The organism is Eubacterium sp. AF36-5BH (genome assembly GCF_003460505.1).
Taxonomy (GTDB): Bacteria; Bacillota; Clostridia; order Lachnospirales; family Lachnospiraceae; genus Eubacterium_G.
Genome location: NZ_QTVG01000012.1, coordinates 45,948 through 58,398 on the forward strand (window position 1 = coordinate 45,948; position 12,451 = coordinate 58,398).

14 protein-coding genes are annotated in these 12,451 nt (G+C 35.8%); all 14 read left to right on the forward strand.

Going from position 1 to position 12,451, the window contains the following annotated elements:
• The first annotated feature begins 9 nt into the window (after nt 1-9).
• The 14 genes from DW006_RS11240 to DW006_RS11300 all read left to right on the forward strand — a co-directional run bounded on the left by DW006_RS11240 (nt 10) and on the right by DW006_RS11300 (nt 12,269).
• Nucleotides 10-1,116 (forward strand): SIS domain-containing protein, encoded by a 1,107-nt coding sequence (locus DW006_RS11240; protein WP_118000660.1) that lies wholly within the window; start codon nt 10-12, stop codon nt 1,114-1,116.
• Nucleotides 1,076-2,449 carry an MATE family efflux transporter gene (locus DW006_RS11245; RefSeq protein WP_118000662.1) on the forward strand — a complete coding sequence of 458 codons (1,374 nt, stop codon included), beginning with the start codon at nt 1,076-1,078 and terminating at the stop codon, nt 2,447-2,449. The genes DW006_RS11240 and DW006_RS11245 overlap by 41 nt, the downstream gene beginning before the upstream one ends.
• 23 nt (nt 2,450-2,472) lie before the next feature.
• The gene (locus tag DW006_RS12400; RefSeq protein ID WP_278286640.1) at nt 2,473-2,595 is read left to right on the forward strand and encodes a hypothetical protein; all 123 of its coding nucleotides are present in this window, start codon (nt 2,473-2,475) and stop codon (nt 2,593-2,595) included.
• A gap of 200 nt (nt 2,596-2,795) precedes the next feature.
• Nucleotides 2,796-3,848, forward strand: coding sequence for an SIS domain-containing protein (locus DW006_RS11250; RefSeq protein WP_118000664.1), 1,053 nt, complete (start codon nt 2,796-2,798; stop codon nt 3,846-3,848).
• Between the two features lie 88 nt (nt 3,849-3,936).
• Nucleotides 3,937-4,776, forward strand: coding sequence for a sugar phosphate isomerase/epimerase family protein (locus DW006_RS11255; RefSeq protein ID WP_118000666.1), 840 nt, complete (start codon nt 3,937-3,939; stop codon nt 4,774-4,776).
• Between the two features lie 549 nt (nt 4,777-5,325).
• Complete coding sequence (locus tag DW006_RS11260; protein WP_118000668.1) at nt 5,326-6,366, forward strand: SIS domain-containing protein; 1,041 nt, start codon at nt 5,326-5,328, stop codon at nt 6,364-6,366.
• Between the two features lie 23 nt (nt 6,367-6,389).
• Nucleotides 6,390-6,860 (forward strand): PTS sugar transporter subunit IIB, encoded by a 471-nt coding sequence (locus tag DW006_RS11265; RefSeq protein ID WP_118000671.1) that lies wholly within the window; start codon nt 6,390-6,392, stop codon nt 6,858-6,860.
• 86 nt (nt 6,861-6,946) lie between these two features.
• Entirely contained in the window at nt 6,947-7,732 is a 786-nt protein-coding gene (locus tag DW006_RS11270; protein WP_118000673.1) for a PTS sugar transporter subunit IIC, read from the forward strand.
• Entirely contained in the window at nt 7,719-8,543 is an 825-nt protein-coding gene (locus DW006_RS11275) for a PTS system mannose/fructose/sorbose family transporter subunit IID (RefSeq protein ID WP_118000676.1), read from the forward strand. Before DW006_RS11270 ends, DW006_RS11275 begins: the two co-directional genes overlap by 14 nt.
• A 91-nt stretch (nt 8,544-8,634) precedes the next feature.
• On the forward strand, nt 8,635-9,294 hold the full coding sequence (deoC, locus tag DW006_RS11280; RefSeq protein WP_118000678.1) for a deoxyribose-phosphate aldolase: 660 nt from the start codon (nt 8,635-8,637) through the stop codon (nt 9,292-9,294).
• A gap of 44 nt (nt 9,295-9,338) precedes the next feature.
• Nucleotides 9,339-9,767, forward strand: coding sequence for a hypothetical protein (locus DW006_RS11285; RefSeq protein WP_118000680.1), 429 nt, complete (start codon nt 9,339-9,341; stop codon nt 9,765-9,767).
• 45 nt (nt 9,768-9,812) lie between these two features.
• Complete coding sequence (locus DW006_RS11290; protein ID WP_147337655.1) at nt 9,813-10,478, forward strand: HAD family phosphatase; 666 nt, start codon at nt 9,813-9,815, stop codon at nt 10,476-10,478.
• A 302-nt stretch (nt 10,479-10,780) separates the two neighbouring features.
• On the forward strand, nt 10,781-11,542 hold the full coding sequence (locus tag DW006_RS11295) for a GntR family transcriptional regulator (protein ID WP_118000692.1): 762 nt from the start codon (nt 10,781-10,783) through the stop codon (nt 11,540-11,542).
• Entirely contained in the window at nt 11,532-12,269 is a 738-nt protein-coding gene (locus DW006_RS11300; RefSeq protein WP_118000684.1) for a GntR family transcriptional regulator, read from the forward strand. The genes DW006_RS11295 and DW006_RS11300 overlap by 11 nt, the downstream gene beginning before the upstream one ends.
• The last annotated feature ends 182 nt before the right edge of the window (nt 12,270-12,451 follow it).

Genomic DNA, 12,451 nt, shown 5'->3' on the forward strand with positions numbered 1-12,451 from the left:
TTGATACATATGGAAAAGAATATGCAGTATTATGTAAAAATATCAAATGAGGTAATGCTTAAAAATGTTCATAGAAGAAAGGCATTGACAAAAGACCTGGTGGAAAAATATTTATCTTCTGGCAAATATAATATATGTATTGTAGCCTCAGGTTCCTCTTTAAACGCTGCACTAACAGCAGAAATGTTTATGAATAAATATTTGGGAGCAAAAGTTACAATTATCAGTCCTACGGAGTATATGTATTACAGAAAAGCGTTAGTGAAAGATGATTTTATTATTGTGATTTCCCAGAGTGGATGTAGTACCAATATTATTGAAGCAGTGCTGGATATGAAGCAGGATGGAATTGTACCTATGGCATTGACAGGAGATATGGAAGGAAGTCTGAAAAGATATGTTGATACATTGATAGAATATGGTGTGGGAAATGAGACGGTAGAATATGTGACGTTGGGTATGATAACACTGGTGGAATATCTGATATTGTTTGCACTAGAGGTTTCACTTTCTAGAAAGGTTATTTCTGAAGGAGAATATAAAAAAATAGTGGAAGATATGATTCTCTGCTGTGGTGCAAACAAAGAGGCATATGATAAATCTGTGGTGTTTACACAGAAATATTATAAAGAATTATTTCAAATGGACCGAGCGATTATTGTGGCAGATGGGGCTAATATGGGAATTGCCAGAGAGGCTAGTCTGAAATTTGGCGAAACGCTAAAAATTCCTGTGCTGTATTGTGAAAGTGAGGAGTATGTTCATGGACCGAATATGCAGTTGACGCCGGAGTATTCTGTGTTTTTTATTGATACGAATCCAAAGACAGACAGAATGTATGATGTCTTTAAGGCAACAGGAAAGGTGATACGTCACGCATATCTGGTAACCAACAAACCAGTACAAGATGGGGAGAATATACTACAATTTGATGTAGATGTTCTTCCAGAGCTGACACCGTTGTTTACTGTAGTGTTGTTTCAGTATATTAGTGCCACGGTAACAATCGAAAAAAATAACTTTAAATGTCACCCGTTTTTTGAGAAATTTGAAAAAACTATAAAGATAAAGACCGATGAATATGAAGAAATATATAAAGCGAAACAGGAACAGTAATAGAAAATTTATATTAGAATTTATGGCACTGGCACTTCCAATTATGTTGCAGTCTTTGACTGGAAATATTTTAAATATTTGTGACACTATGATGGTTGGAAAGGTATCGTCCATTGCAATCAGTGCAGTAACAGTATCAAATAAAATTTTTATGATTTTTTCCTTATGTACATTTGGAATGGCAAGTGGCATTAGTATGTTTATGAGTCAGTACTATGGTGCAGAAAATATAAAAAAGGCAAAAAATACGTATAAGTTTGGATTACAGGCATGTATTATAATTGGAATATTATTTCTTGGAGCGTTGACTATTATGCCGGAGCCTTTAATCAGAATCTTTGTAAATGGCGATGAGATTGTTTATCTGGCACTGAAATATGTGGATGTAGTAAAATGGTCCTATGTTCCTTTTGCAATAAATCAGATTTGTGCAGTTTATTTCAGAGTGTTTAAAAAACAGCATATTCCAATGAATGTAAGTATTGTTTCCGTTGGAGTAAATATTATATTGAATTATATTTTGATTTATGGAAAACTGGGAATGCCGGCTTTTGGTGTTAGTGGTGCAGCGACAGCTACTCTATTGTCCAGATGTATAGAATGTAGTACTTTATTGATAATTATACTGGTGATTGGTCGGGAAAAAGAAGTTTTTACACGAGGATATGGTTCATTAAGCAGAAGAATGAAAATGGAAATTATGAAAAAAACAATTCCGTTAATGTTTAATGAAGGAATTTATGCTGTTGCCTTAACGTTAGTTTTTCGAAATTATTGCGTGGTAAATGAGGCATATATTCCGGCAGTAACGGTGGTGGACAACGTATTTGATCTGGTTAATGTAGCGTTTATGGGATGTGCCCATGCGGCAGGAATTGTTATTGGGAAAGTTCTTGGTTCCGGTAATATCGAAGAAGCCAAAGCAAAATCGAAGAAATTAATTGTGTTAGGGCTGGTGGTCAGTCTGATGTGCAGTTTTGTTGTGGTTACAATATCCGGTTTCGTGCCAATGCTGTTTTCTCTTACAGGAAATTTATTTGGCATGGCAACGACGCTTCTTCGAACAAAAGCTTTGTTTAGCTGGGGACAGGGGTATGGTCTTACCGTGTATTTTATTTTAAGGGCTGGTGGAGATGTAAAAGCAGTTCTGCTGTTAGATGGGTTATTTAATTTGTATGGACCGTTTTTGATTAGCACGCTTGTAACATATTGCACAGCTTGGCCGATACAGATTGTATATATGTGTACAGAAGCAACATATTTGTTAAAGATATTTATTGCTACATATTTCTATAAGCGTGGAAAATGGTGCCGAAATCTTGCAGTAGAATAAAGAAAAAAGGAGGAACGTGTATTATGAAAAAAATATTGAATCGCATGGCAAAAATCGGACTGGAGATTGTTATGTATCTTTTTGAACATATTTTCTTAGTTATTGGAATCGCTATTCTTATCATTTTGTTAATCGCAAAAATGTAATGAAAAAAATAAAAAATGAAAAAAAGGGTTGCATTCCACAAAAATAATTGGTATATTAAAAATACAAAGTGGATTACTAATAGAACCAAAGTGCACGTTGGGCATATTCGAATCTGCTTCGGAAAATGAAATAAATAAAATTCAAAACGGAAAAATCAAAAACAAAAAGCGAAACAGAAGTCGCGGAAAGAGAGGAAAAAATGGCAGAAGTAACAGAGAAGGTAATATTACCAAAGTTTGACAAGGAAAAGTATTTTAAGGATGGAGAAATTGTATACGGTAAGCGTGAAGAAGTTGAGAAAGCAGCAGATAAGGTTTGCGCTGACGGATTCAAGAATATCGTTCTTCTTGGAATCGGTGGAACAGAATTTGAATTGGCACCAATCGAGTATCAGGTAAAGAAATACAGTGATATTGATATTTCAGCGTATAATGCGGCAGATGCAAATACTGTACATCCAAAAAATATCACAAAAGATACAGTTGTTGTTACAGCAAGTGCCAGTGGTGATACAGTAGAAATTGTTGAAGCAACAGAGTGGATTGTTGAAACAGGTGCTCAGGTTATTGCATTTACAAAGAAAGAAGGAAAGTTAGGAAAATTCTTAACAGAAAAAGGAAAAATTGTCATTGAGGCAGATGTAACAACTGGTGGATGTGAGTTTTCCTATGTACTGTTTAACTTTCTTGCATTTAAGATTATGAATAACAAGGGAGCATTCCCGAAATATAAAGAATTTGCAGATGGAATGAAGGGTGTATTCCAAAATCTTTATGACATCAGAGTACAGTTTGATGCCAGAGCTGAGGAAGCAGCAAAGAAATATTACAATGCTCCATACAGTATTTTCTGTGGAAGTGGTGCAGCATGGGGAGAGACATTACTCTTCGCTATGTGTATCTTAGAGGAAATGCAGTGGGTAAGAACACGTCCGGTGACATCCGCACAGTTCTTCCATGGAACATTAGAATTGGTAGAAAAAGGAGTGCCTGTATTTGTTGTTAAGGGTGAAGATGAATATCGTGCTCAGGATACAAGAGTTGAGAACTTCTTGAAGAAGATTGGGCATGAAGATGCAGTGGTTATCGATCTTGCAGAGTTTGCACTGGATGGAGTAGATAAGGAATTCAGACCGATTTACTCACCAATGATTACAACAGCACTTTTAACAGACAGAATGGCAAGTTATTATGAGACATATACAAAACACAATTTGAACTATCGTCGTTATTATCGTCAGTTTGAATATTAAAATATGGATATTGTCTAACTCTTGAGGGCGGGAAGATTTGCTTTTTCCGTCCTCCCTTCCTATAATAAGAAATTGGAGGATATAAAAGATGAGTACACAGAAAATAGAATTGGCAGCAATGAACTGTCATCATAGATTTTATGAGTTGGAAGATTTCTTTGCAAGTGCAAAAGAGAATGGATATAAGTATGTAGAAATCTGGACCGGACCACAACATTTTTTTATGGATTACAATGGTTATGAAAGTGTGGAAAAACTGAGAAGATTAGAAGAAAAGTATGGAATTAAAGTCATTGGAATCTGTCCGGAGCAGACGAATCCGAAGCCGAATAATATGGCTGCAAAGGATGAAAAAATGCAGGAGAGGGTTTTGAAATACTTTAAGAATGCTATAGATGTGGCATGTGAAGTGAAAGCCAATCAGGTCGTGGTCACCAGTGGATGGGGATTTTTAAGTGAAAGTGTGGAAGAGGCATATCATAGAAGTGTCATTATGCTGAGAAAGGTGGCAGAGTATGCCGCAGAAAAAGGTATGAATCTGGCGATAGAAGCGTTGCAGCCGGAAGAATCACTGATAGCGAATACCGCTTTGGAACTGAAAAAATTGATAGATGAAGTAGACAGACCGGCATTAAAGGTATGTCTTGATACCGGTGCAATGGCGAGGGCAAAAGATACAATCCAGACATATTTCGATGTGTTTGGCGATAAGGTAATTCATGCACATTTTGTAGATGTAGATATGGAAAAAGAAACAACACATCTGGCATGGGGCGATGGCAAAAGAAATATGGCAAAGGATATTCAGGCATTTGCCCAAAATGGTTACCGTGGTATTTTGTCTGTGGAGTGTGTGAATGGTGAGGATTTCGCAAAACCAGGTGAGGCGGATAAAAAATCCATGGATGTTTATCGTACAATTGAGTAGACAAATGTTATAGAATGTTTCAAATAAATGAAGTTGTAGCTTTGTTTGTGCATTTTATGATGATATTTGTAATGATAAAAGAACTATCAAATAGAAAAGAAATTTTTATTTGATAGTTTTTTTATATAATAAAAAACGCTCCGCTATGGATGCGCACAAGCGCGAAAAGGAATTTTGTAGCAAAAAGCGACCGCGCTTGGCGCGCGAATGTGCTTTAGCACATTCTTTCATAGAGAGAAAAAAGAGAGCGTTATGCAAAATGTATAGTTTTGGATGGAAAACAATCTGTTAGACTGACAAGATTACCAGTAAAAATAAATAATGAAAAACGTTTTTAATGAAAAGTATATAAAGAATATGAAAAAATTATTAAAAAAATATAAAAAAGTACTTGAATAATTAAAATAGAACTGGTATAGTGAATTTAGAAAGTGGAATATACGAAGAACCACAGGATGCATACTGTATACATCGTATTTTACTTCGAATCGTTAAAACAAATGATAATGGAAATTATCAAAAAAATATGAAGGAAAGGGAGAAAAGAAAATGTCAGAGATTTTAGAAAAAGTAGTATTACCGAAATTCGATGGTGAAAAATATTTATCAGAAGGTGATAAGATTTATGCACAGCGTGCAGAAGTAGAAGCAGTGGCTGATAAAGTTTGGAACGACGGATTTAAGAACATTATTCTTTTAGGAATTGGCGGAACTGAATTTGAATTGGGACCAATTGCATATCAGGTGAAGAAGTATAGCGATATCGATATAGAATTGGTAAACGCAGCAGATGCAAATACAGTTCATCCAAAGAAATTAACGAAGGACACACTTGTTATCACAGCAAGTGCCAGCGGAGACACAGTCGAGATCGTAGAAGCCGCTACATGGATGGTTGAAGCCGGAGCAAATATTGTTGCTTTCACAAAAAAAGAAGGAAAGCTTGGACAGATTGCTCAGACAGTCATCGAAGCAAATGTGACAACAGGAATGTGTGAATATTCTTATGTACTGTTTGATCTGCTTGCATTTAGAATTCTTTACAATAAAGGTGATTTTCCAAAATACAATGAATTTGCTGACGGATTAAAAGGAATCTTCAAAAATCTTTATGATATCAGAGTACAGTTTGATGCCAGAGCAGAAGAGATTGCAAAGAAATATTACAATGCTCCTTATAGTATCTTCTGCGGAAGTGGTTCAGCATGGGGAGAGACAATTCTCTTTGCAATGTGTATTTTAGAAGAAATGCAGTGGGTAAGAACCCGTCCGGTCACATCGGCACAGTTCTTCCATGGAACATTAGAGCTGGTAGAAAAGGGTATTCCGGTATTTGTAGTGAAAGGTGAAGATGAGTACCGTGCTCAGGATACAAGAGTAGAAGGATTCTTGAAGAAGATTGGACATGAAGATTCTGTTGTAATTGATTTGGCAGAGTTTGCATTAGATGGAATCGACAAGGAATTCAGACCGATTATTTCACCAATGATTGTAACAGCATTGCTTACAGACAGACTGGCAAGTTACTACGAGACATATACAAAGCACAATTTGAACTATCGTCGTTATTATCGTCAGTTCGAATATTAAAAGGAGAGAGAAAGGAGAGAGATATGATTAAATTAGTAAGAGTGGATCATCGTTTATTACATGGGCAGGTAGCTTTTAGCTGGACCAATGGTGTCGGAGCTGATTGTATTCTGGTAGCAAGTGATATGGTTGTCAATGATGAAGTTTGGAAAACAACTTTGAGACTTGGAAAACCAAATGGCGTGAAGCTCGTTATGAAAAATATGGAAGATTCTATAAAAGCCATTAACAGTGGCGTGACAGATAAGTATAAACTGATTGTTGTTGTTCAGACCATTAAGGAAGCAAAACAATTAATTGAGGGATGTCCTCAGATTAAGAGCCTTAACTTAGGAAATACAAAAGAAAGTAAAACAACAACACAGGTCAGCAAACAGGTTTTCCTTGAGGAAGAAGAGAAAGAAATTCTTCGCGAGTTAATTGGCAAGGGTATCGAGTGTGAAATTCGGGCACTGGCTGATGATGCAAAGCAAGATGTTGCAAAATCATTATAGTGCAAATTCAGGTTACAAATCACATTGTGGGACGTTGCAATGTGGTAGTGAACGATAAAATTTTATAAAAAATAGGAGGAAGAAACATGTTATTAAAAGCAATTTTAATAGGTTTAATCGCTGCATATGGATGTTTTGATTATCAGTTAGGTTCATTATATGCATTTAGACCTATCACACTAGGACCGTTAGTAGGTCTTGTGTTGGGAGATTTAAAAACCGGTGTAGAAATCGGTGCAACATTGGAATTAATGTTTATGGGTTCAGTTTCCGTAGGTGCATATATTCCACCAGATGTTACAGTAGGTGGCACTCTTGCTACAGCCTTTGCAATTCAGTTAGGTAAGGGAACAGAAGCAGCAGTAGCACTTGCAATGCCAATCGCAGTGATTGCATTAGGCATTGGAAACCTTTTATCAGCAGTTATGCCGGTATTCTTATCAATCGCAGATAAGGGTGCAGCAGAAGGTAATTACAAAAAGATTCGTTTGACACATTGGATTATGGGTCATGTTGGTTTAATAAAGAATTTCCTACTTGTATCAATCGCATTTTATGCAGGTTCCAATGCAGTTCAGTCAGCATTAGATGCAATTCCGGATTTCATACTTGATGGAATGGGTATTGCAGCAAATATGCTTCCTGCAATGGGTTTTGCAATGCTTTTAAGAATGGTTATCAGCAAGAGACTTATTCCATACTTAATTTTAGGTTTTGTATTGATAAGTTATGCAAATATTCCGGTACTTGGTGTTGCACTTATAGCAATCGTTATTGCTTCAGTTAAGTTCGGATTCTTTGAAAATAAAGTTGCTGTAGAAACAGCTACGGCAGCAGGAAATGAGGAGGTAGTTGACGATGAAGACTTCTAATGAAAAAATGTTTACAAAAAAAGACATGACAAAGATGGCAGTCAATGCCGGTGCATTAGGTATGGAATATTCATGGAACTATCCAAGACAGATGCACTTAGCATTCTGTATGATGATTGAGAAATGTTTAAGAAAAATATATAAAGATGATCCGGAAGGATATGCAGCAGCACTTACCAGACACGTTGCATTCTTTAATGTTACACCACAGTTAGCACCTTTTGTTGGTGGTATCGCAGTATCTATGGAAGAAAAGGTTGCCACAGGGGAACTTGAGGGAGCCGCAGTAGATTCAGTAAAAGCAGCTTTGATGGGACCGTTATCAGGTATTGGTGATTCGATATTCCTTGGATGTATCCGAGTAATTGCTGTAGCAGTAGGTGCATCATTGGCAGCAACGGGAAATATTTTAGGACCTATCCTTTATTTCCTTATTTACAATATTCCTGCATTTTTAGTTCGTATTTTTGGCGCACGCCTTGGATATGATTTAGGTTTCTCATTCCTGACCAATGCACAAAAGAGTGGATTGATGGATAAGATTATGTACGCCGCAGGTATTGTAGGTACAATGGTTATCGGTGCAATGAGTAGTGATATGTTCTCGGCAACACTCCCTACAAAGATTGGAAGTGGTGATTCAGCAACAACACTTCAGAAAATATTAGATGGCATTATGCCTGGTATGTTAGGAATTGCAGCACTTGGTATTTATTACTGGTTGTTAAAGAAGAAGGTAAACCCGATGATTCTTATTATTGGTACCATGATTCTTGGTATTGCAGGTGCATTCTTCGGATTCCTGGCTTAGGATGAGTAAAAACGGTTAGATATAATTGGCAGATAAATATAGGGACCTGTCTGAATAGCAGGCAGGTCTCCAGTTATAAGGAGGTATTGGTATGGCAGTTGAAAAATATATTGATTATATAGATGATCCAAATGATACATATGAAGAATATTTAGAGAAAGCGAAAAAGTATAATTTCCGATGCGTATTTTTCGATGGGGAAGATCTGGATAGTTATCAAAAAGGTTTGGAAATATTAAAAGGAACAGATATTGTTTTAGCAGGAGCAATCGACTTCCCGGAAGGTGTTATGTCTTTAGAGGAAAAAATGAAAGATTTTGAAAAAATGGCGGCAATGGGAGTTCCTGAAATAGATTATGTTTTGAATCAGAAAGCGGTAGAATCAAGAGATTTTGAAACGATTGAAAAAGAGATGACAACGATTGCAGAATTCTGCAGAAAGAATAAGATAAAAGATAAAGTTATCGTTGAAATGTGTAAATTAGATGGCGATGAAGAAGCAAAAAGAAAAGTATGTGAAATTGCCTTAAAAGCAAAACCTGTTTATCTGAAAACTTCCACAGGAAGAAGTTTTAAAGGAGCAGATTTAAATGATGTAAAATTAATGAAAAGTATTTTGAAAGATGCAGTGAAAATCAAAGCTGCCGGTGGCATACATAATTATGAAGAGGCGAAGGCATTTATTGATGCAGGGGCATCAGCTCTTGGAGCAAGTGCTGGTATTGCCATTGTAGAAGGGGAGTCGAAATAAAAATTGAAAATTTATAAAATAAAAATAATGAGAAGTGAAAGGTGATGACAAAACAGATGAGAAAATATATTATTGCTACGCATGGACATATGGCTTACGGAATCAATACAACGTTGAATATGTTGATTGGTGCGCAGGAAAACCTTACAATTATTAATGCATATACGGATGAGTGTAAGGATCCGATACCGGAATTCGAAAAAATAATTGCAGAAAATCCGGAGGATGATATCGTTATTATGACAGATTTATTTGGTGGCAGTGTCAATAATAATGCTATGCTGATGACTAAAAATGAAAGAGTCCATGTTGTTACCGGAATCAATCTGGCTGTTGTAATTTCGATTGTTATGTCAGACAGTAGTACCCCGACAAAACAGATGATAGAAGAGGCGGTAGCCGGTGCAAAAGACATGATTATTTATTGCAACAATTTGGCAGTGGAGACTAACGAAGAGGAGGAGAACTTTTAAAGAAGATAGAGATTGAAAGAAAATTATGCTGGTAATGGAGGAATCATGATTAAGGCAGTTATATTTGACATGGATGGTGTCATTATCGACAGTGAACCATTATATCTGGGGTGGTATAGGAAGTTTCTTGAAGAAAATAATATTTTTGTAGAAGATAGAGAATTTAATAAAATCGCCGGTGCCTATGCAAAGGTGGAAGAAGAACTTTTGGCAAAATGGTGGAATGAGGCGAAAGCAGATCATAAAACCGGTGAAGAGATATTTTGTTTATTCGATGAATTTTATGAAGAATATGTAAAAGAACATCCGTATTCGTATAATGATATTAAGGATAAAGATATTCATGATGTCATGTGTACGCTGAAGCAGAATGGTTACAAAATTGCCATTGCATCATCTACACCGATGGATGGTATTCAATATGTTATCAAAGAAATTGGCATTGTGGAGTTTGTGGATGTTATTGTAAGTGGTGAGATGTTTCAGGAAAGTAAACCAAACCCGGAAATTTATAATTATACATTAAGCAAATTGAACTTAAAGCCGGAAGAGTGTATTGCCATAGAGGATTCTACTTATGGAATACAGGCGGCAAAAGGTGCAGGGATTACTACATTTGCAAAGAGAGATGACAGATTTCATTTTGAGCAGGATATGGCAGATGTGGTAATTGATGATTTATTACAGATTATCAGATTTTTTAAAATATAAATATCATAACTTTCTCTAAAAGTATTAATTACTTTTACCCCTCGCCTTGTGGCGAGGGGGTTTTTGTTGCAAAAGCCCTGCAAGCGATATTGTGCTTGCACAAAATATCATTTGCAGGGCGTAAGAACAACGAGAAGCTGTGCTTCGAGATGCTCGCTTGCGAAATCGAGTAGGAGTCAGCCTACTCGATTTTAGAAAAAGGAATTTGAATATTAATGAAAAAATGCTATAATAATTGTATTAATCAAAATATTGTAAAAATAGATATAAGTACCATATTTTATCTGAAAGGCACGGATTATATGAAATTATTGAATAAGGATGAATTTATAGCCAATGAAATAAAATATATGTTCATTGAAAAAAAATATCAGGAAGGAGATAAACTTCCTTCGGAGAGAGAAATGGCTGAACAGTATGGAGTGCAGAGAGCGACCGTTAGAGATGCATACCATATTTTAGAAGAGGAAGGTATTATCGAGATTCGTGAGCGAAGTGGAAGATACATGAGACATACCAGAATTAAAAAAAATCTGGAGGAGATTAAATCGTTTCGGGAGAAATTAAATGATATTGGAATGAAAGTGAAAAATAAACTGATTTCCTTTGAGATTATTGAACTGGATAAAGAATTATATAAAAAGATGAAATTGCCGATTGGTACATCTGTATATAAAATTACAAGAATTAGAAATGTTGTAAGAGAGGACGGGGATTTCCCAATTGCTATTGAGTATTCGTATATCCCTGAAGCATTGGCAGATAAATTGTTACAATATAACTTAGAGGAAAATTCTTTATTTGAAATTTTGAGAACACAATATGGAAGAATTCCGAAAAAAGAAGATCAGATTATTGAAATTGTATATGCCAATGAATTTGAGTCAAAAGCGTTAAAAGTAGATCAGATGACAGCGTTGATAAAAAAACATGGCATTACCTATGATGAAGAGGGTAATATATTGCAGTATCTTCATTCGGTAATGAATATGGATTGGGTAGAGTTTGAGAAAGGCAATAAAAAAATAGAAGAAAAGATAAAGGAGGCAGCCTATGGATTATAGAATGCCGCTATATATTCAGTTGCAGGATATTATTATCAAAAAGATTGAAGAAAAAAAATATTTACCAGGGGAAGCAATACCCAGTGAGAGAAAGATGGCAGAGACCTATGGAGTCAATCGAATGACAGTAAAGAGTGCAATCAATAAGTTGGTTGAACAGGGGTATCTGATTAGAAAACCGGGAGCAGGCACTTATGTGGCGCAGAGAGATTATAAAAAGATTGATTTGTCATATATAGATGAGATCACAGGAAACTCAGGTGTAACAGCTATGCTGACAAGGTCTGGTATGGAAACAAGCAGCAAGGTACTGGGATTTGGTGAAGTCGCTCATAGCAAATATTTAAATTACAAATTAGCTCTAGGTGGAGATGAAACTGTGTACGGATTACATCGTGTACGTTTGGCAGGAAATCAGCCTTTTGCTATCGAGTATACATATATGCCGAAACAAGATTTTGAAGATATTGAAAATTTCGATTTTTCAAAAGTTTCATTGTATGATTATATGGATACAAAGGGACATATGCCAAGGCACTTTATACAGAATTTGATTATTTGTGAGGCAAATGAAAAGGTAGCGGAATTGCTTGGTGTGGAAAGAGGTACAGCAGTATTTAAAATTGAATCCCAAGGTGCAGATAAAGACTATAATTTGGTGGAATATACAAAAAGTTATATGAATCCGGCTTTTGCCGAATTCCGCTTCTTAGCAGAAGAAAAATAAGATAAAGTTACGAAGTATCAAACATCTAAAAATATTATAATTTTAGAAAAGAGATTGTTTCTGGTCCGAGAATATGATAAACTGGTTCTATAAAGAACGGCTCTTTGTCAAATATGGGGGTAACCCAAGTTTATAACCAGGTTGTGAATAACATTCATAACCTGGTATTTTTAAATCGAAGT